Raw genomic sequence first — 19,515 nt, 5'->3', positions numbered from 1 at the left:
TATGGCTGGCTTGATCGGCATCGGCCTGAGCGGCGTGCTCAGCCATCAGACTGCACTGAATACCACCGGCAACAACATCACCAACGCCAATACGCCGGGTTACAGCCGCCAGGAGGTGATGTTTGAAACCCAGACCGGGCAGCGTACCGGCGCCGGCACGATTGGCAGTGGCGTTACCATCTCGAATATTCGTCGGCTCGCCGACGAGTACCTGTCCCAGCAGCTGCGTGAAGACAACACGCTGTATGGTGAGCAGGAAACACTTAATTCCGAACTGAGCCGCCTGGATAACCTTCTTGGTGGCGAAACCACGGGCCTCAGTAACGCTCTGAACAACTTCTTTGCCAGCCTGCAAAACGCGGCAGAGGACCCCACGTCTCTTCCGCAGCGCCAGCTTGTTCTGAGTGAGGCTCAGCAGATCGTAAATCGTTTTCAGGCGCTGAATGAGGAGTTCATCCAGCAGAGGGAATCGGTCAAAACCCAGATGCAGCAGGGTGTTGCTGATGCCAATTCACTGTTGAAAAGTATCGCTGAGTTGAATCAGGCGATTTCTGAATCGCCGGGAGTCGCCCAGGGGCTGATGCCCAACGAGCTGCTGGATCAGCGGGATGAGAAGCTGAAAGAGCTGGCCGGACTGATCAGTATCAAAGTGAGCAAGACTGAAGGCAGTCAGGTTAACGTCTCCCTGAGCAACGGGCTGGCGCTGGTCGTGGGTAACAATGCGGCGACACTGGGAACCACGAAGAGCGATGAAGATCCGAGCCGACTCGACTTTACCCTGACCAACGGCGGGCGGACCCTGAATATCAACGAGCAGGTGACGGGCGGCAAACTGGGCGGTCTGTACTATTTCGACAATCAGGCGCTGAAACCGGCTTTTGATGAACTGGGTCGGATTGCCATAGCCCTGTCCGATACCATGAACCATCAGCATGAAATCGGGATGGATCTCGAAGGGGATCTCGGCGGACTGTTTTTCTCGGACATCAATTCCCTGGAAGCCCAGCGGAGCCGTGTTATCCCGAATGCCAACAATCAGCTTCCCCAGAACGGGCAGCTGGCGGTAGAAATCACCGACAGCGCGAAGCTTGGTGGGGGCAGCTACACCATCCAGTTCTCTGGCGACGGTCGTAGCTTTGAGGTGACTGATAATCTGACCGGCGAGAGTCTCAGTCAGGGGCGGCTTCCTGATCCGGTTCAATCGGAAATCAGCCTTCCCGGATTCAATATTCGCGTTGAGGGCGGCACCTTCAACGCGGGCGACAAGTATTTGATCCAGCCGACCCGCAGTGCGGCCGAGAATATTGGTCTGGAAGTGAGCCGGGAAGAGGACCTGGCGTTTGCCAGTCCGATTCGGGCCGCGGCCGGAGACCAGAACATCGGTACCGGCGAGATCGATCAGGGCACTATGCTCAACGTCCGGAATCCGTTTACCAACTCGCTGTTACCCGGCTTTCAGTCGGCCGGTGAGCTGGCAAATGGCCCGCTGACAGTCACCTTTGCCAGCGGTGGGCCAACGGGGCTCACGTTCACGGTGACTGATGCTGGCGGCACAGCGATTGGTGCTGCTAACCAGCCTTACACCGCTGGCCAGGCGAATGAGCTGTTTACTGATGATCCCGCCGCGGGTGCGGCATATCAGGGATTCCAGTTCCGCGTAACCGGAGAGCCGGCACCGGGGGACACCTTTTCCATCGATTACAACAGTAATGGTGTGTCCGATAACCGCAATGCGGAATTGCTGGCGGCATTGGGGACGGCGAACACCATGAACAACGGCACCCAGAATTTTACTGAGGGCTATGCCGGGCTGGTGGAGGATATTGGCGTGAAGACCCGCCAGAGCCAGCTGGACATGGATGCCAGTAAAACCCTTCTCGAGCAGTCAACCGCCCAGCGGGAGAGTGTGTCCGGGGTGAATCTCGATGAGGAGGCCGGCAAGCTCATCCAGTACCAGGCGGCCTACAACGCATCGGCTCAGGTTATGTCGGTGGCACAGGATTTGTTCGATACATTGCTGGGGACATTCCGCTGATGTCAGTGGAATCCGGTAGCGAGAGGTAACGTGTGATGATGCGAATTTCATCTCAACAGATTTTTTCCGGCGGTATCAATCGTCTTCAGGAGCTGAATACCAGCCTCAACAATACCCAGCAGCAGATCTCGACGGGTAAGCGTGTAAACCAGCCGTCGGATGATCCGGTTGCCGCTGCCCGAATCCTCAAGCTGGATCAGGAGCTGGCGCGGGTTGAAACCTATCAACGCAATGTCGATCTTGCGGATAATCGTCTGAGCCAAGAAGAAAGCGCCCTTCAGAGCGCAACCGACATCATTCAGCGGGTTCGTGAGCTTACGGTTCAGGCCGGTAATGGTGCGCTTTCGGTGAATGACCGGCAGTCCATTGCGTCAGAGCTGGAGGAACGGCTTGGGCAGTTGGCTGACATTGCCAATACCCGGGATGCCTCGGGTGAGTATATTTTTAGCGGGTTCCAGGGTTCGGTCCAGGCCTTCAAACAGGACGCCTCTGGTAGCTGGGTATACCAGGGAGATGAAGGTCAGCGCGTGTTGGAGATTGATGATGGCGTTACCGTGCCCATCAGTGATCACGGTAAAGGGATTTTTGTCGATGTACCGGAAGCCGTCACCGCTCAGCATACAACGATCAATACGCCAGATGCCTACATCTCCGGCGTCAAGTTGGTCAGTGAGGCCGACCTCGCTGCCGAGTACCCCAATGCATTTCCGGATGACATCACCATCGAAGTCCAGGCTGGCGGTAACATACTGGCCACCGATGCCCAGGGCGATGTCCTGACGGTTGATCCCGCTGTGTACGAGAGCGGAGAGCCATTTGTTGTTGCCGGTATCGAGATGACCATTACCGGCGCGGTGGCGGGCACAGGGGATCAGTTTACAGTGGATGTGAACGGCAAACAGTCGGTTTTCAAAAGCATCGAAAACCTCATCTCCGGGCTGACCTCCCTGGACAAATCAACGGGGGAGGGCAACTCAGCCTATGACGATCTGATCGCCCAGTCGCTGATCAATCTCGACAATGCCCAGGAAAGTATTGTTCTGAAGCAGACCGAGCTTGGCGGGCGGATGAATGCGGTTGAATCCACCAAGACGTTTCTTGAGGATTCTTCGGTCTATACCAATAAAATCCGTTCCCAGTTGCAGGATGTGGATTACGCCGAAGCCATCAGTAATCTGAGCTTCCAGAGTTTCGTCCTTCAGGCCGCCCAGCAGTCTTTTGCGCAGGTTTCGCAACTGTCGCTGTTCGACAGGTTGTAAATATTTGACGCGGCGGGCAGATCTGCCCGCTGACCCTGTTGCTTTCACGGACAGGCTCAGTATAATCCCCACACTCTCCGATGGCGGCGTGGTGAAATTGGTAGACACGACGGATTCAAAATCCGTTGGGGTAAAACCCGTGGCGGTTCGAGTCCGCCCGCCGCTACCACTTTCCTGCGGTGTCATGACAATCCCACTCCATGAACGTCTCTGATTTTCACTTTGATCTGCCGGACGAACTGATAGCCCGATACCCTCTGAAAGATCGGACTGCCTCTCGCCTGCTTTGCCTTGATGGCCTCTCTGGTTCCACCAGCCACCGCCAGTTCTCTGATCTGCCCGGCCTGCTTCAGCCCGGCGACCTTCTCGTATTCAACGATACGCGAGTGATTCCTGCGCGCCTGTTCGGCAAGAAGGAAACCGGAGGGCAGGTAGAAATACTGGTAGAGCGGGTAACCGGCGAGCACGAGATTATGGCCCATGTTCGTGCCTCGAAAGCCTTGAAAGAAGGGCAGGCCGTCATTCTGGAAGATGGCACCGTGATGCGAATGGCCGGTCGTCATGATGCGCTCTTCGATCTGTTCTGTGAGTCTTCCGAGCCGGTTCTCGATGTACTTGAGCGCATTGGTCACATGCCATTGCCTCCCTACGTCGATCGTCCTGACGAGAGCAGTGACCGCGAGCGATATCAAACCGTTTATGCCCGGGAGGCTGGAGCCGTGGCTGCCCCAACGGCGGGGCTTCATTTTGATGAGGCTATGCTTGCAACTCTCCGCGAAAAGGGTGTTGAAACCGCATTTGTGACTCTGCACGTCGGCGCTGGCACATTCCAGCCAGTTCGTGTTGACCGGATCGAAGATCACGTTATGCACAGCGAGGTGGTCCAGGTTCCCCAGGAAACCGTGGATGCGGTTGAGCGTGCCAGGTCGCGGGGAGGGCGTGTCGTTGCGGTCGGAACAACGTCGGTACGGTCGCTGGAATCTGCCAGCCGTGGGGGGCAGTTGCGTACTTTTCAGGGCGAGACCGATATCTTTATTCATCCTGGGTACCGGTTCCAGACCGTAGACGCCCTGATCACCAATTTCCACCTGCCGGAATCGACCCTGATCATGCTGGTTAGCGCCTTTGCCGGTTACGACCATGTGATGAATGCATACCGGGAAGCCGTTGCCGAGCGGTATCGCTTTTTCAGTTACGGCGATGCCATGTTCATTACCGGCCAGGAACCCAGTCGCGGAATGCTGCTGGGGGCTTCAGAAACAACTAACGAATCACGTGCGCAGCGTGATGGGGAGGCGGAGTGAGCCAGACCAGTTTCATGTCTTTTGAAAAACTCGGCGAAGACGGTCGGGCCCGCCGCGGGCGGCTAACCTTTCCCCGAGGAACCGTTGAAACGCCAGCTTTCATGCCGGTTGGCACCTACGGTACCGTTAAGGGCATGCTGCCCAGGGATATCGAGGAAATCGGTGCCGAGATCATTCTTGGTAATACCTTTCACCTGATGCTCCGTCCGGGTACGGAGGTGGTCAAGGCGCACGGCGATCTGCATGACTTCACCCAGTGGCAGGGGCCGATTCTGACCGACTCCGGCGGATTCCAGGTCTTCAGCCTCGGCGACATGCGCAAGATCACCGAAGAGGGCGTCAAATTCCGTTCTCCGGTGGATGGCTCTCCCGTTGAGCTGTCCCCGGAAATTGCGATGCAGGTCCAGCGAGACCTTGGCTCGGACATCGTCATGATTTTTGACGAGTGCACGCCGTATCCGGCCACAGAGCGCCAGGCAAAGGACTCCATGGAGCTGTCCTTGCGTTGGGCTGCGCGCAGTAAAGCGGCGCACGAGGGCAACCCGTCAGCGTTGTTTGGCATCGTTCAGGGCGGTATGTATGAACACCTGCGCGATCGCTCCCTTGAAGGCCTGACCGAGATTGGCTTTGACGGTTATGCGATTGGTGGCTTGTCGGTCGGCGAACCGAAAGAGGATATGATCCGGATTCTCGACCATCTGCCACCGAAGATGCCGGAAGATCGTCCCCGATATCTGATGGGTGTTGGCCGCCCGGAGGATATTGTCGAGGCCGTTCGTCGTGGCGTGGATATGTTTGATTGCGTCATGCCGACCCGTAACGCCCGAAATGGCTATCTGTTCACCTCCACGGGTATCGTAAAGATCCGGAACGCCAAGAACCGTCATGACACCGGGCCGCTGGACGAGCGTTGCGACTGCTACACCTGTAAGAACTTTTCGAAAAGCTATCTGCATCACCTTGATAAGTGTGGAGAAATGCTAGGCTCCCAGCTCAACACAATTCATAACCTGCGGTTCTATCAGAACCTGATGGCTGGATTGCGTGGGGCCATTGAAGCAGGTACATTGTCGGACTTTGTATCAGAGTTCTACGCGCTACGAGGCGAGAGCGTTCCGGCCCTCGCTGAAGCCTGAATACATTGCTTTAACTACGGAGAAACTGAATGAAATCTATCAAGATGCTCTTGACCGGCCTGATGGCGATGATGCCTGCACTGGCAATGGCGCAGGATCCGGCCGCACAGGGCATGGGTGTTATGGGGCAGGTGATCTTCTTTGCCGGCTTTATTGCCATTTTCTATTTCCTGATCTGGCGTCCGCAATCCAAGCGTGCCAAAGAGCATAAGGCTCTGATGTCAGGCCTGAATAAGGGCGATGAGGTAGTCACTTCCGGTGGTGTTGCCGGCAAGATTACCAAGGTAACTGACGACTTTATCGTTGTGGAAATTGCCGACAATGTTGAGGTCAAAGTTCAGAAAGTTGCTGTTGCAGCAGCCCTGCCAAAGGGCACTTTGAAGGACATCTGAGCCGGAGGCCGCCTACAGGGCGGCCTGATTTTTTCTGGCAGAAACACCAAGGCCGGCTCGCGGGCTGGCTAAAAGGGATCCCATGCTTAACAAGTACCCGCTCTGGAAAAACCTGGTTATCCTGGTCGCGCTTGTGATCGGGTTTATCTATGCTTTGCCCAATCTCTTCCCCGACGATTACGCCATCCAGATTACCGGTGCGCGCAGTAGCACCGAGGTCAACGCCAGTGTGCTGGATCGCGCCGTCAAAGCCCTTGAGTCCGAGGGAATCAACGTAAAAAGCAGCACCCTGCAGGATCGTGACGCACTGATTCGTCTCACCAGCGCAGACGATCAGTTGCAGGCTCGCCCGGTTGTTCAATCCGCCCTCGGTCGTGATTATCTCGTTGCCCTCAACATGGCACCGTCCACGCCAGAGTGGCTCAAGAGCCTGGGTGCCGGCCCGATGAAACTCGGCCTCGACTTGCGCGGTGGTGTTCACTTCCTGCTGGAAGTCGATATGGATACCGCGGTGAATCAGCGTCTTGAGGCGTTGGCGAGCCAGATCAAGGGCGACCTTCGTGAAGAGCGTATTCGTTACCGTGGTGGCGATGTGGAGGGCCAGCGTGAAATCGTGCTGAGTTTCCGGGATGAGGATGCAAGGGCAGAAGCCTTTGATCTGATCCGCGGTCAGTACAACCAGTTTTTGATGGATGAGCGGACGGTTGAGGACGTGCGCCAGATCGTGCTGTCACTCTCCGAAGCCGAAGTTAAGTCGATTCAGGAATATGCCCTGGAGCAGAACCTGACCACCATCCGTAACCGCGTGAACGAGCTTGGTGTTGCCGAACCGTTGGTTCAGCGCCAGGGCGCGGACCGCATTATCGTTGAGCTTCCGGGCGTTCAGGATACAGCTCAGGCGAAGCGTGTGCTTGGTGCGACGGCGAACCTCGAGTTCCGTATGGAGGCCCGTCAGGACGCGTCGGCGGGCGAAGTCGAAACATTCGGTTTCCGGGATAACCCTCAGCGCACCGCGCGCCTTGAAAAAGACATCATCACGACCGGTAACAACGTGTCCAATGCGCAGCAGGCATTCGATGAAAACGGCCAGCCCCAGGTCAATATCACCATGGACTCCGTCGGTGGCGATCAGATGAACCGGGCAACCCGCAATGCGATCGGGCGTCGAATGGCCGTGCTGTTTATCGAGTTCCGTACCGACACTGAAGATCGCATGGTCGATGGTGAAATGACGACGGTAGAGAAGCGTGTGGTGGAAAAGGGCATTATCAGCCTCGCCACCGTTCAGTCTGCGTTGGGTAGCAGTTTCCGTATCACCGGCCTCGATTCTATTCCTGAAGCTGCCGAGCTTGCGCTGCTGCTTCGTGCCGGTGCGCTTGCCGCCCCCATGTACTTTGTGCAGGAGCGAACAATCGGTCCGAGCCTGGGGCAGCAGAATATTGATGCAGGGATGATGTCTGTGGCGCTGGGCTTTGCGCTCGTACTCGCCTACATGCTCGTGTATTACCGTGGCTTCGGTCTTATTGCCAACGTGTCGCTGACCCTGAATCTGATGCTTCTGGTTGCGTGTATGTCGATTCTCTCGGCAACGCTGACTCTGCCAGGTATTGCGGGGATCGTGCTGACCGTCGGCATGGCGGTGGATGCAAACGTACTTATTTTCGAGCGTATCCGGGAAGAACTCCGAGCGGGCGTGCCGCCCCAGTCAGCCATCAATTCCGGCTATTCGAGGGCGTTCGTTTCCATTTTTGATGCCAATATCACGACACTGCTGGTCGCAGTGATTCTGTTTGCCATGGGCTCAGGTCCGGTGAAAGGCTTCGCCGTAACCCTGTGCCTGGGTATCCTGACCTCGATGTTCTCGGGACTCATGGTCAGCCGCAGCATCGTGAACCTTGTCTATGGCGGTCGCAAAATCGAGAAACTGTCGATCGGAGGAAAACTGGCAAATGTCTGAGCAAGAGAAGAAGCCGTTTGATTTTATGGGGCTTCGGAAGGTCGCTTCCGTGCTCTCGATTACGTTGCTGGTTGCCTCTGTGGTTCTGCTGGCGGTTCGTGGTCTGAATCTTGGTATGGATTTCACCGGAGGCACTTCGGTGGAATTTGAATACGCCGAGGCTCCGTCTCTGGACGAGATCCGGACCACATTGAGCGACGCGGGTTACGAACAATTTGTTGTTCAGAATTTTGGTGCAGATACCACGGTCCTGGTTCGACTGGCGGAAGCTGGCAATGACAAGCTTGCGGAATCCGTTACTGAGGCCCTGTCGGCCAGTGGTGAAGAACTGGAGTTGATAAGTTCTGAGTTTATCGGCTCCCAGGTTGGCGAGGAGCTTCGCGAAGACAGTGGCCTGGGTCTGCTTCTGGCGCTGGCTGTTGTGCTTATCTACGTGGGAATGCGTTTCCAGTTCAAGTTCGGTATCGCGTCAGTGCTGCCTCTGGCGCACGATGTCATTATCGTTCTTGGTGTGTTTGCGCTGTTCCAGTGGACCTTCGATCTGACCGTGCTGGCGGCATTACTTGCCGTTATCGGGTATTCGCTGAACGACACCATTGTTGTCGCTGACCGGATTCGTGAGAACTTCCGTAAAATGCGGGTAGGGGATTCCTGGGAAATTATCAATACCTCTATTCACCAAACTATCAGCCGTACCATCAATACCTCAGGTACCACGCTGGTCGTGCTTGTTGCCCTTTACCTGTTCGGCGGGGAAGCCATTAACAACTTCTCGCTGGCTTTGATCATTGGTGTGGTTGTGGGTACCTATTCCTCGATCTACGTGTCGGCCAACCTGCTGATCGCCTTTGGTGTATCACGTGAGGACCTGATGCTGCCGTCCAAGGAAGGGGCAGTGGGGGCAGAGGAAGAAGAGCAGCCGCCAGAATGGCTCAACCGGATGTGAGTATTCGCAAGGCGTAAAAAAACCGCCGGCCCGTGAGGGTTGGCGGTTTTTTTTGGCCGGCTAAACTGTTTAGCGCGGCAGACGGCCCCGGAACGGATGAAGTTCCTTGAGGACTTCACGGAAGAGTTTCGGGTTAGCCACGACCAATTGTCGAGCGCCGGAGGCGGACGGGTTACCGGAGAAATCGCCGGTCAGGGCACCGGATTCCATAGCGAGAGTAACGCCAAGGTCCAGGTCTGCCGCCTCGGGCCGGAAAATCACGGCAGCGTCCAGGGTGCCGGATGCGACCCGGGCAATATCGAGTACAACACAGCCTGAAGTACGGAACATGGCTGCGTTTTTCGCCAGTACTGTCGCCATTTCACCCCAGAGTTGAGCATCTTCGCTCTTGCGGGCCTGGTCCAGAAGGTTGCTGGAAATGGCGGCATTACCTGCCACTTTGATTTCGGATGTCCGCACCCGGCGGCTGTTGAGCGCAGCGCCATGACCGCGGCTGGCAGAATACTCTTCACCGGTAATCGGGTTAACCACGAGCAGGTTTTCTGTCCGGTTATTCCGTTTCTGGGCCAGGGCAAGGGCGAATTCCGGGATGCCGCGCAGGAAGTTTTCACGACCAAGTACCGGGAAAATATGCCAACTCTTTTCGTCGCTCCCGGCATCCGCTTCGTTTAATGGCGCAATGCTATGATCCTTGTAGGCCTTTTCGAGCTGCTCCAGGAAATTGTCGTAAATGGATTGCTCGACCCGGTCCAGCTGACGACGGCGTTCTTCTTCATCGTTCGCATTGGAGGCCTGGCGTTCGAAATGTGCTTTCAGGTAATCCGATCCCTGACGCGCAACGCGCAGGGCCATTTTAATCGCTGGTTGCATCTGAGTGTTCATTATCCGGGTGTGTGAAGGCCGGGTATGATAGCAAAAGATGACCCGGCTTGTATGTTTTTTGACTCAGCAATAGCACGGATGATGCCGGGTTGCGGGTTCCCCGGAGGCGCAGGCAAGTGCCGGTTTCTGCTATCATTGCGTCCCTTACTCACTTTGGCTGGATTTTTTAGCAATGCATAAGCCGGCATTACCGCAGGATGAAACCGACACCTTTGGGGATCAGATTCGAATTGTTCTGGTCGAAACTTCTCACTCGGGCAACATCGGCGCCGTTGCCCGCGCGATGAAGAATATGGGCCTTGGGAATCTATGGTTGGTGAATCCGTCGTCCTTTCCCGATGAGGCATCCTATGCCCGTTCAGCCGGCGCCTCTGATGTTCTTGACAAGGCAACGGTTGTGGCAAGCCTGGACGAGGCTATTGCGGACTGTGTGGTGGTGATGGGCACCAGTGCTCGTGGTCGTAAGGTGCCTTGGCCCGTCATTCCGCCGCCTGATGCCGCCGAAAAGGCGTCTGAAGCTGCTGCGGGCGGTTCTGTCGCAATGGTGTTTGGGCGTGAGAATCATGGTCTGAGCAATGATGAACTGCAACGTTGTCATTACCACATTCATATACCGTCGAACCCGGATTACAGCTCCCTGAACCTGGCCATGGCCGTTCAGGTAATGTGCTACGAATTGCGCATGCACCACCTTCGTGGACTTGAAGGTGGGGAAGAGAGCCCTTACCTAAAGCCCATGACCAAGCCTGGCGATGAAGGTTGGGACGTACCACCTGCACCGGTGAGCGATGTCGAAGGCTTCTTTGGGCACCTGGAGCAGGTGTTGGTCGATGTAAACTTTCATCGCAGAGAGAATCCGCGCCAGTTAATGATCCGTTTGCGTCGCCTGTTTCAGAGGGCCAGACTGGATCAAATGGAGATCAATATCCTTCGGGGGGTGCTGACGGCCGTACAAAAAGCGGTCGGAGCCACGGGGATGGGGAGTAAAAGCGAGGCCGACAAAAAGGCCGCGAAACAGGAAGACGGGCATGTTTGAAAGATTGAGGGAAGACATCGGTAGTGTTTTTCATCGGGATCCCGCAGCGCGGAACACCTTTGAGGTTCTGACCAACTATCCCGGTTTGCATGCACTGTTGTTGCATCGGTTCGCCCACTGGCTTTGGAATCTCGGGCTGAAATGGCTGGCTCGCACGGTGTCGACCATTTCCCGCTGGCTTACCGGGGTTGAGATTCATCCCGGAGCAACCATCGGGCGGCGTTTCTTTATCGATCACGGTATGGGGGTGGTGATCGGGGAGACCACAGTGATCGGAGACGACGTAACGCTGTATCAGGGGGTCACGCTGGGGGGCACCAGCTGGAACAAGGGCAAGCGCCATCCAACAATCGGAAACGGTGTCGTTGTTGGTGCCGGGGCCAAGATCCTCGGGCCGTTTGAGGTCGGAGAGGGGGCCAAGGTGGGGTCAAATTCCGTTGTGACCAAAGCGGTTCCGGCCGGCGCTACGGTGGTTGGAATACCTGGCCGCGTTATCGTGAAGCGCCAGACAGAAGATGATGTTCGTCGTAAGGAAATGGAAGAGCGCATGGGCTTCGATGCGTACGGGGTGACCGAGGAAATGCCTGACCCCGTGGCCAGGGCGGTACGCTCTCTGCTTGACCATATGCATGCAGTGGATGACCGCATAGATTCCATGTGCAAGGCGATCCGCAAGGTGAACAGTGAATACCAGAATGGCGAATTGCCGCCCTTGCATGAAGAAGATTTTGATTGCGTGCGGGACCCGGAAGAAGAGAAGCAGGGGTGAATACTTGACTGAAATACTGGGTCAATACATACTCGCTCCTGTTGTCCGAGATTCAATCCCTTCCCGGGGCTGACGCTATGAAACTGACCACCAAAGGCCGATACGCAGTGACGGCAATGCTGGATCTTGCTCTCCATGGAGATCAGGGGCCGGTCAGTCTCGCCGATATTTCGGCTCGTCAGGAGATCTCGTTGTCCTACCTGGAACAACTCTTTTCACGGTTACGCAGGCAAAAACTCGTCGAGAGTATTCGTGGCCCGGGCGGTGGTTACCGTCTGAGTCGCGGAGCAGACGATGTCTACGTTGCTGAGGTCGTTGACGCGGTGAGCGAATCGCTCGATACGACCCGCTGTGGTAACAAGGGTGATTGCCAGAATGGTGAAAAATGCCTGACTCACCATCTCTGGTCGGACCTGAGTGATCAGATTCATCAGTTCCTGAGCGAAATAAGCCTCGGAGATCTGATGAGGAAGCGGGAAATCCGCAGTGTAGCTGATCGGCAGAATCGCCGTCAGTCTCCTGATGCCGACTCTGAAACCATAAATACCGAACGCCTGTCAGACCAGGCGCCGGCCTGAATATAGTTCCTTAACGCCCATGAAAAAGCCCGTTTATCTGGATTACGCGGCTACGACGCCCGTTGATCCGTCCGTTGCCGATGACATGGTCAAGTATCTGACCCTGGATGGCGTCTTTGGCAATCCCGCATCCCGTTCCCACGTATTTGGCTGGCAGGCGGAGTCCGCGGTGGAGTCTGCCAGGAAGCAGGTCGCTAACCTGATTCATGCCGATCCGAGAGAAATCGTTTGGACATCCGGAGCCACGGAATCCGATAACCTGGCTATCAAGGGCGCGGTCGCGGGGCGTTCGAACGCGCACATTATTACGTCCATGATCGAGCACAAGGCTGTTCTCGATGCCTGCAAATGGCTGGAGCAGCAGGGTGTCGAAGTCACCTGGCTACAGCCGGATGCTGCCGGTCGGATTGGTGTCGGTCAGGTCGAGCAGGCGTTAAAGGACAATACCGTGTTGGTCAGCCTTATGCTGGTCAATAATGAGCTGGGTTGCATCAATGATGTTGCGGCGATTGGTGCCATGCTCAGGAAACGCGGGGTGCTGTTCCACGTTGATGCGGCTCAGGCTGCGGGCAAGATGACGGTGGATGTTAACTCAATGCCGGTGGATCTCATGGCCTTGTCCGGTCATAAAGTATATGGCCCGAAAGGCGTCGGTGCGCTTTATGTGCGCCGCTCGCCGGATGTGAAAATAGAGGCCCAGATCCATGGCGGCGGGCATGAGCGCGGTATGCGCTCGGGTACCTTGCCGACTCACCAGATTGTGGGCATGGGCAAGGCGTTTGCTATTGCTCAGGAGCAGCTTGAATCAGAAGTGGAGGTTTTGGAGGGGCTTCGCAGTTCCTTCCTCGAAGGGCTGCAAGGGCTGGGCGGTGTTACGCTGAATGGCACTGATAGCCAGCGTGTCCCTGGAATCGTGAACCTGTCGTTCGACGGCGTTGAGGCGGAATCCCTGATGCTGGGCCTGAGAGATCTCGCGGTGTCTTCGGGGTCTGCCTGCGCCTCTGCGACCATTGAGCCTTCCTATGTGCTTCGCGGAATTGGTCTGAGCGACGAACAGGCTCACCGGGCGTTGCGCTTTTCCTTTGGCCGGTTCACGTCTCCCGAGGAGATTGAATTCGCCAGTTCGCAAATTGTTGATGTTGTTACCCGCCTTCGCGGGGTGCGGTAGGCAGTTGGCGCAGGACTGCGTATAATCGCAGGCCGGAATTTTTAACCCAAACTCAAATGGAGAAAGACCATGGCAAACGAGCGCACGCTCTCGATTATCAAGCCCGACGCAGTAGCCAAGAATGTGATCGGCGAAATCTACAGCCGTTTCGAGAAGGCTGGCCTGAACATTGTTGCTGCCAAGATGATGCACCTGACGCAGGAGCAGGCTGAAGGCTTTTACGCAGAGCACAAAGAGCGTCCGTTCTTCAACGATCTGGTTGCGTTCATGACCTCTGGTCCCGTTGTTGTTCAGGTTCTGGAAGGCGAAGGCGCTATCCTGAAGAACCGTGATCTGATGGGTGCTACCAACCCGAAAGAAGCGGACGCGGGCACAATCCGTGCAGATTTCGCCTCTTCCATCGATGCAAACGCTGTTCACGGTTCTGATTCTGCGGCTTCTGCCGAGCGTGAAATTGCGTATTTCTTTAACGACAATGAAATCTGCCCGCGGGGCTGATGTCGTTGCCGGGGCGACCTGAACGGTCGTCCCCGGATTGGTTATCTGATCGAGGTTATGTAATGACAGCTGCTGCTGAACGAGTCAATTTGCTGGGGATGCCCAAAGCCAAGCTTGAGGCGTATTTCGAGTCCCTGGGCGAAAAGCGCTTCCGCGCTCAGCAGGTCCTGCAATGGATTCACCAGCGCGGGGTTGATGACTTCGATCAAATGACCAATATGAGCAAGTCCCTTCGGGAGAAGCTCAAGCTGCAAGCCGAGGTGCGTGGCCCGGAGGTCATCTATGATGAAACCTCAAAAGATGGCACCCGAAAATGGGTAATGCGGATGGACAACGGGAACAGTGTTGAAACCGTCCTCATCCCCGATGGCGAGCGCGGAACGCTCTGTGTGTCGTCACAGATTGGTTGCAGTCTCGACTGCACGTTCTGTTCCACCGGCAAGCGCGGTTTCAATCGCAACCTGACTGCGGCAGAGATTATTGGTCAGGTGTGGGTGGCGCGAAAAGCCTTTATGCCGTTTGAGCCGGGGCCGGACAGACCAATTACCAACGTTGTGATGATGGGCATGGGCGAACCACTGCTGAACTTCGACAATGTCGTCGATGCCATGAATCTCATGATGGAAGATCTGGCGTACGGCATTTCCAAGCGTCGAGTGACCCTGAGTACCTCAGGTGTTGTACCGGCACTGGATCGCCTGGGCGAAGTTACCGATGTTTCACTGGCCATTTCGCTACACGCGCCCAATGATGAATTGCGGAACAAGCTGGTTCCGCTCAACAAGAAGTATCCCATCGCGGAGCTTCTGGCGGCGACAAAACGTTATCTGGCCGGCTTGCCGGATAAGCGCAAGGCGACCATCGAATACACCGTGATTGAAGGCATGAATGATCAACCCGAGCATGCGCGCCAATTGGCGGAACTGCTTCGTGGATTGCCGTGCAAGATCAACCTGATTCCCTTCAATCCATTCCCGGAGAGCGATTTCCGGCGCCCGAGCAAAAATGCGACCCGCCGTTTCCAGACGGTGCTGAATGAGCTTGGTTATATCGCCACAATCCGCACCACGCGCGGTGACGATATCGACGCGGCCTGTGGCCAGCTCGTTGGTCGGGTTGAGGACAGGACCCGCCGCAGCCAGCGCTATATCCAGGTACAGCAGGTTAATCCCTGAAACGGAACCATCCAACAGTTAGCGAGGATTGCACAGCTGTGACGTTCAAAACGACAAACAGGTTTTTCTCTGCGACGGCATGCCTGTTTGCCGTCTTGTTGGTCGCCGGGTGCGTTACCACCACCGACAGTCGTTTTGCCAAGGAAGCCGACCGGCAGGAAGCGATTGACAACTATGTCCGGCTGGGTACGGCTTACATCGGGCAGGGGAACCTGGATCGTGCCCGTCACCACCTAGATCGTGCCCTGGAGCTGGATAGCGACAATGCTGCTGCGCTCAGTGCGATGGGACTGGTATACAACGCAGAGGGCGAGCCGGAGCTTGCAGAGAAAAACTTCCGGCGAGCCATCTCCAGTGACAGTGGTTACACCCGTGGTCGTGTCTACTATGGCGCGTTTCTGTTTGGACAGGATCGATTTGAGGATGCGAGTGCACAATTTGACGCTGCATCGAAAGACACGGAATACCCGGACCGGGGATCGGTCTTTTTCAACCTGGGTATGACCCGGGAGCGCTTGGGAGCGCTGGACGAAGCCGAAGTAGCCTATCGGCGTGCCATAGATCTCTCCCGAGGCGATGCGCGGCCGCTGCTCGCTTTGTCCAGAGTGTTGGTCGAGCAGGAGCGCTACAGTGCAGCCAGCCGGTATTTCAGCCGTCTCACTTCCATGATGCAGCGTAATACCCGGATGCGTCATTCTGCAGAAAGCCTGTGGACAGGTATTCGCATTGCCCACCATCTGGGAAGCCGCGACCAGGAAGCCAGCCTGGCGTTACAGCTCAGGAACAATTATCCGGAGTCAGACGAATACCAACAATATAAGGTGCTGATTTCTAATGGCCAATGAAGAAACACCCCAGCCTGTAAATAGCAATCCCGTCGGTACACAACTGAAGAAAGCTCGAGAAGCGCGGGGGCTCGATGTTAGCGATATCGCCAATGCCCAGCATTTGCGGACCGTTGTCATAGAGGCGATAGAGGCCGGCGATTACAGCAAGATCGACAGCGAACTTTTTCTCAAGGGCTATGTCAGGGCTTTTGCGGGACAGGTTGGACTCGATGCCGACTCGATCATCGCCGATCTTGATAAAGAACTCGAACCCCTTAGGGAGCAACGCAAGCAGGAATTTGAGGCAAACCCGCTGGTGGATATAGAGCGCCGCCGCAGTCGCAAGCGTCGGTTGGCCAAGGGCGTGTTATTCCTGGTTGCTGCCGCCATCGTTGCCTGGATCGTCGTCTATTTCGTGCTTCCGTCCCAGCCGTTCAGCGGGGCGCCCGATAACGCAACGAGCGCCACTGAAGAGAGTGCGTCATCCTCTTCGGCGCCGACGGATAATGGCGCAAGTGATCTTGTGTCGAATTCTGAGCAGGATACGCCGGTGGTTGCCCCGTCAGAGGCCGGGCTAGCCATGCCGGAAGAAACCGCCGAGGCTGACGGCGTTCAGGGTGATGCACCCGACACTGTAACAGCGATCGCTGAGGCAAGTGATAGCGTCGCGCCGGAAGCCACCGTACCGGAGGATATAGCGGTAGAGGGTTCTGATGTGCCTGCTGAGGAGGCTTTTGCTGACGCTGAAGTGACAGCGGCAGAGCCGGTTTCCGATACCAATGGAAGGCTCCAGATTACCTTTGCGGCCGATTGTTGGGTGCGTGTGAGCGATGCTGCGGGAAACCGGTTGGTCAACTCGTTGAAACGCGAGGGTGACACGATTGATGTGACTGGTGAGGCTCCGCTGTCCGTCGTTATCGGAGCGGTCGATGCCGTGAGAACGATCCGCTTCCAGGGCGAGCCTCTCAACATGAGCGACTACCCGGTTGATCGAAACCGGTCAGAATTTACCCTGACAATCTGAATTTCCGACGAATTTATCGATATTGGTCTGTAACACATGAAACACGAATCCCCGATCACCAGACGCAAGTCCCGCCAGATCATGGTTGGCAATGTACCCGTCGGCGGTGATGCCCCTATCGCAGTCCAGAGTATGACGAATACCAACACCTGCGATGTTGAAGCAACCGTTGCCCAGATCAAGGCTATTCAGGACGCTGGTGCGGATATCGTGCGGGTGTCTGTGCCCGACATGGATGCAGCCGAGGCTTTCGGAAAGATCCGGCAGCAGGTTTCTCTCCCGCTGGTTGCGGATATCCACTTCGACTACAAGATTGCGCTGCGTGTTGCCGAACTTGGTGTTGACTGTCTTCGCATCAACCCCGGCAATATTGGCCGTGACGACCGGGTCAGCGCCGTTATTAATGCTGCCAGGGATCGCAACATCCCGATCCGGATCGGGGTGAATGCCGGTTCGCTGGAGAAAAGCCTTCAGCGCAAGTATGGCGAGCCGACACCGGAAGCCCTGGTCGAGTCGGCGATGCGTCACATCGACATTCTTGATCGCCATGATTTCCAGGACTTCAAAGTCAGCCTTAAGGCATCCGAAGTGTTCATGACGGTGGCGGCCTACCGCAAGATTGCCTCCCAGATCGAGCAGCCCCTGCACCTGGGTATTACCGAAGCCGGTGGTTTCCGCTCTGGCACCGTCAAGTCCTCCATCGGTCTCGGCATGCTTCTCATGGATGGCATCGGTGATACCATCCGTGTCTCTCTGGCGGCTGATCCGGTGCAGGAGATCAAGGTTGGCTTTGATATCCTCAAGAGCTTGCGGCTGCGTAGCCGTGGTATCAACTTTATTGCCTGCCCGAGCTGCTCCCGTCAGAATTTCGATGTCATCCAGACCATGAATGATCTCGAGGCCCGTCTTGAGGACGTTAATACCTCAATGGACGTGGCAATCATCGGCTGCATTGTAAATGGCCCCGGTGAAGCGAAAGAGGCCGATATCGGCCTGACCGGCGGAAGCCCGAAGAATCTCTTCTATATGCATGGCAAGCCGAATCAGAAGCTCGACAATGCAACCCTGACCGATGATCTGGAGCGTCTGATCCGGGAAGAGGTGAGCAAACGCAAAGAGCAGGAAGAGGCGATTATCGCCCGTTCCGAAGACTGACTGGCGGTCACGGTTCCGATTCTAATTACAGACAGACGTTTAAGGGTTTAAGTTGGCAAAGATTCAGGCAATTCGCGGGATGAATGACATTCTCCCGGAGCAGACGCCGGTTTGGCAGTATCTCGAAAGTACCGTGCGGGGCGTTCTGGCTCAGTACGGTTATCAGGAAATCCGTATGCCCATCGTTGAACAGACAGACCTGTTCAAACGTTCAATCGGTGAGGTGACGGACATTGTTGAAAAAGAAATGTACACCTTCGAGGATCGTAACGGGGACAGTCTCACCCTTCGCCCCGAAGGAACAGCGGGATGCGTTCGCGCCGCCGAAGAGCACGGTCTGCTCTTCAATCAAACCCGTCGCCTCTGGTACACGGGCCCGATGTTTCGTCATGAGCGGCCCCAGAAAGGGCGCTACAGGCAGTTTCATCAGATTGGTGTGGAGTGCTTCGGCATCGATGGTCCGGATATCGACGCGGAACTGCTGATATTGACGTCCCGCCTCTGGAAAGCGCTGGGACTGGTCGAACATACTCGGCTGGAGATCAATTCCATTGGTACATCCGAAGCGCGCAAGGTCTACCGCCAGGCACTGGTGGAATACCTGGGTGCGTTCAAAGATGACCTCGATGCTGACAGCAAACGCCGCCTGGAAACCAATCCGCTGCGAATCCTGGACAGCAAAGATCAAGGCACCCGCAAAATTCTCGAAAATGCTCCGAGTCTGGATGACTACCTGGATGATGAATCGAAAGAGCATTTCGACCAGCTCAAGGCGCTACTGGATGCTGCCGGTGTGGACTACACCGTAAATCCGGCCCTGGTCCGTGGGCTGGACTATTACGGCAAGACCGTCTTCGAATGGATTACCGATAGCCTCGGGGCCCAGGGCACGGTTTGTGCGGGCGGACGTTACGATGGGCTGGTTCAGCAGCTAGGCGGAAAGCCAACCAAAGCCGTTGGTTTCGCCATGGGTGTCGAGCGGCTTATCCTTCTGCTTGAGACACTCGATCTGATCCCCGGAAGCGTAAACAACGATGCTGATATTTACGTGACGGCGATGGGGGACAAGGCAGTTGCCTCTGCAATGGCCCTGGCGGAAAATTTGCGTTCCGAATTGCCCGGTCGTGTTATTGTCACGCACTGCGGCGGCGGCAGCTTCAAGAGTCAGATGAAGAAAGCCGACCGGAGTGGCGCGCGCTATGCCGTTATTCTGGGCGAAAACGAAATTGAGCAGGGCACAGCAGGCGTTAAACCTCTGCGTGCTGACGAAGCCCAGCAGGAAGTGGCGCAGGCTGACCTTGCGTCAGTTCTCGCCGATGCCCTAAATCACTGATTACCGAAATAAAAGAAAAAGATTCGACTACAGGAGTCACC

Annotated in this window: 18 protein-coding genes and 1 tRNA gene; 18 read left to right on the top strand and 1 reads right to left on the bottom strand. The window is 56.1% G+C overall.

Annotated elements, in window-relative coordinates; translation table 11 throughout:
- Position 1 precedes the first annotated feature (1 nt).
- From flgK to secF, 8 genes are all read left to right on the top strand, one after another.
- Positions 2-2,035, top strand: a complete 2,034-nt coding sequence (gene flgK, locus D777_RS05215) for a flagellar hook-associated protein FlgK (RefSeq protein ID WP_036129354.1) — start codon at positions 2-4, stop codon at positions 2,033-2,035.
- A gap of 35 nt (positions 2,036-2,070) precedes the next feature.
- Positions 2,071-3,294: a flagellar hook-associated protein FlgL gene (gene flgL, locus D777_RS05210; protein ID WP_036129351.1), complete on the top strand. Its 1,224-nt coding sequence runs from the start codon at positions 2,071-2,073 to the stop codon at positions 3,292-3,294.
- Positions 3,295-3,376: 82 nt separating this feature from the next.
- Positions 3,377-3,463 (top strand) — tRNA-Leu (locus tag D777_RS05205).
- A gap of 31 nt (positions 3,464-3,494) precedes the next feature.
- Entirely contained in the window at positions 3,495-4,598 is a 1,104-nt protein-coding gene (gene queA, locus D777_RS05200; RefSeq protein ID WP_036129349.1) for a tRNA preQ1(34) S-adenosylmethionine ribosyltransferase-isomerase QueA, read from the top strand.
- 14 nt (positions 4,599-4,612) lie between these two features.
- Complete coding sequence (gene tgt / locus D777_RS05195) at positions 4,613-5,734, top strand: tRNA guanosine(34) transglycosylase Tgt (protein ID WP_036129615.1); 1,122 nt, start codon at positions 4,613-4,615, stop codon at positions 5,732-5,734.
- A gap of 29 nt (positions 5,735-5,763) precedes the next feature.
- Positions 5,764-6,126 carry a preprotein translocase subunit YajC gene (gene yajC, locus D777_RS05190; RefSeq protein WP_036129348.1) on the top strand — a complete coding sequence of 121 codons (363 nt, stop codon included), beginning with the start codon at positions 5,764-5,766 and terminating at the stop codon, positions 6,124-6,126.
- Positions 6,127-6,208: 82 nt separating this feature from the next.
- The gene (gene secD / locus D777_RS05185; RefSeq protein WP_036129346.1) at positions 6,209-8,083 is read left to right on the top strand and encodes a protein translocase subunit SecD; all 1,875 of its coding nucleotides are present in this window, start codon (positions 6,209-6,211) and stop codon (positions 8,081-8,083) included.
- Positions 8,076-9,029, top strand: a complete 954-nt coding sequence (gene secF, locus D777_RS05180) for a protein translocase subunit SecF (RefSeq protein WP_036129344.1) — start codon at positions 8,076-8,078, stop codon at positions 9,027-9,029. Before secD ends, secF begins: the two co-directional genes overlap by 8 nt.
- A gap of 69 nt (positions 9,030-9,098) precedes the next feature.
- Here the strand turns inward: secF and D777_RS05175 are convergent, their stop codons facing one another.
- Positions 9,099-9,899: an inositol monophosphatase family protein gene (locus D777_RS05175; protein WP_036129342.1), complete on the bottom strand. Its 801-nt coding sequence runs from the start codon at positions 9,897-9,899 to the stop codon at positions 9,099-9,101.
- A gap of 184 nt (positions 9,900-10,083) precedes the next feature.
- Here D777_RS05175 and trmJ point away from each other — a divergent pair, with 184 nt between their 5' ends.
- From trmJ to hisS, 10 genes are all read left to right on the top strand, one after another.
- Positions 10,084-10,947, top strand: coding sequence for a tRNA (cytosine(32)/uridine(32)-2'-O)-methyltransferase TrmJ (gene trmJ / locus D777_RS05170; protein ID WP_051668944.1), 864 nt, complete (start codon positions 10,084-10,086; stop codon positions 10,945-10,947).
- Positions 10,940-11,716, top strand: a complete 777-nt coding sequence (gene cysE / locus D777_RS05165; protein WP_036129341.1) for a serine O-acetyltransferase — start codon at positions 10,940-10,942, stop codon at positions 11,714-11,716. Before trmJ ends, cysE begins: the two co-directional genes overlap by 8 nt.
- Positions 11,717-11,793: 77 nt before the next feature.
- Positions 11,794-12,294 carry a Fe-S cluster assembly transcriptional regulator IscR gene (gene iscR / locus D777_RS05160; RefSeq protein WP_036129340.1) on the top strand — a complete coding sequence of 167 codons (501 nt, stop codon included), beginning with the start codon at positions 11,794-11,796 and terminating at the stop codon, positions 12,292-12,294.
- Positions 12,295-12,313: 19 nt separating this feature from the next.
- Complete coding sequence (locus D777_RS05155) at positions 12,314-13,462, top strand: IscS subfamily cysteine desulfurase (protein WP_036129337.1); 1,149 nt, start codon at positions 12,314-12,316, stop codon at positions 13,460-13,462.
- A 69-nt stretch (positions 13,463-13,531) separates the two neighbouring features.
- The gene (gene ndk / locus D777_RS05150) at positions 13,532-13,960 is read left to right on the top strand and encodes a nucleoside-diphosphate kinase (protein ID WP_036129335.1); all 429 of its coding nucleotides are present in this window, start codon (positions 13,532-13,534) and stop codon (positions 13,958-13,960) included.
- Positions 13,961-14,022: 62 nt separating this feature from the next.
- Positions 14,023-15,135 carry a 23S rRNA (adenine(2503)-C(2))-methyltransferase RlmN gene (gene rlmN / locus D777_RS05145; protein ID WP_036129333.1) on the top strand — a complete coding sequence of 371 codons (1,113 nt, stop codon included), beginning with the start codon at positions 14,023-14,025 and terminating at the stop codon, positions 15,133-15,135.
- Between the two features lie 38 nt (positions 15,136-15,173).
- Positions 15,174-15,980, top strand: a complete 807-nt coding sequence (pilW, locus tag D777_RS05140) for a type IV pilus biogenesis/stability protein PilW (RefSeq protein WP_051668943.1) — start codon at positions 15,174-15,176, stop codon at positions 15,978-15,980.
- A complete protein-coding gene (locus D777_RS05135; RefSeq protein WP_036129331.1) occupies positions 15,970-16,986 on the top strand; it encodes a RodZ domain-containing protein in 1,017 nt (338 codons plus the stop codon). Before pilW ends, D777_RS05135 begins: the two co-directional genes overlap by 11 nt.
- A 36-nt stretch (positions 16,987-17,022) precedes the next feature.
- Entirely contained in the window at positions 17,023-18,141 is a 1,119-nt protein-coding gene (gene ispG, locus D777_RS05130) for a flavodoxin-dependent (E)-4-hydroxy-3-methylbut-2-enyl-diphosphate synthase (RefSeq protein WP_036129330.1), read from the top strand.
- A gap of 52 nt (positions 18,142-18,193) precedes the next feature.
- Entirely contained in the window at positions 18,194-19,474 is a 1,281-nt protein-coding gene (gene hisS / locus D777_RS05125) for a histidine--tRNA ligase (protein ID WP_081849467.1), read from the top strand.
- The last annotated feature ends 41 nt before the right edge of the window (positions 19,475-19,515 follow it).

The organism is Marinobacter nitratireducens (genome assembly GCF_000708045.1).
GTDB lineage: Bacteria > Pseudomonadota > Gammaproteobacteria > Pseudomonadales > Oleiphilaceae > Marinobacter > Marinobacter nitratireducens.
Note: the sequence above shows the minus strand (reverse complement) of the source record. Positions and strands in the feature narration are given on the sequence as shown.

Coding starts and splice junctions, on each gene's coding strand:
- D777_RS05175 (WP_036129342.1), bottom strand. CDS start 9,899: ATGCAACCAGCGATTAAAATGGCCCTGCGCGTTGCGCGTCAGGGATCG.
- D777_RS05135 (WP_036129331.1), top strand. CDS start 15,970: ATGGCCAATGAAGAAACACCCCAGCCTGTAAATAGCAATCCCGTCGGT.
- tgt (WP_036129615.1), top strand. CDS start 4,613: ATGTCTTTTGAAAAACTCGGCGAAGACGGTCGGGCCCGCCGCGGGCGG.
- cysE (WP_036129341.1), top strand. CDS start 10,940: ATGTTTGAAAGATTGAGGGAAGACATCGGTAGTGTTTTTCATCGGGAT.
- secF (WP_036129344.1), top strand. CDS start 8,076: ATGTCTGAGCAAGAGAAGAAGCCGTTTGATTTTATGGGGCTTCGGAAG.
- trmJ (WP_051668944.1), top strand. CDS start 10,084: ATGCATAAGCCGGCATTACCGCAGGATGAAACCGACACCTTTGGGGAT.
- flgK (WP_036129354.1), top strand. CDS start 2: ATGGCTGGCTTGATCGGCATCGGCCTGAGCGGCGTGCTCAGCCATCAG.
- secD (WP_036129346.1), top strand. CDS start 6,209: ATGCTTAACAAGTACCCGCTCTGGAAAAACCTGGTTATCCTGGTCGCG.
- queA (WP_036129349.1), top strand. CDS start 3,495: ATGAACGTCTCTGATTTTCACTTTGATCTGCCGGACGAACTGATAGCC.
- yajC (WP_036129348.1), top strand. CDS start 5,764: ATGAAATCTATCAAGATGCTCTTGACCGGCCTGATGGCGATGATGCCT.
- flgL (WP_036129351.1), top strand. CDS start 2,071: ATGATGCGAATTTCATCTCAACAGATTTTTTCCGGCGGTATCAATCGT.
- rlmN (WP_036129333.1), top strand. CDS start 14,023: ATGACAGCTGCTGCTGAACGAGTCAATTTGCTGGGGATGCCCAAAGCC.
- ndk (WP_036129335.1), top strand. CDS start 13,532: ATGGCAAACGAGCGCACGCTCTCGATTATCAAGCCCGACGCAGTAGCC.
- ispG (WP_036129330.1), top strand. CDS start 17,023: ATGAAACACGAATCCCCGATCACCAGACGCAAGTCCCGCCAGATCATG.
- D777_RS05155 (WP_036129337.1), top strand. CDS start 12,314: ATGAAAAAGCCCGTTTATCTGGATTACGCGGCTACGACGCCCGTTGAT.
- iscR (WP_036129340.1), top strand. CDS start 11,794: ATGAAACTGACCACCAAAGGCCGATACGCAGTGACGGCAATGCTGGAT.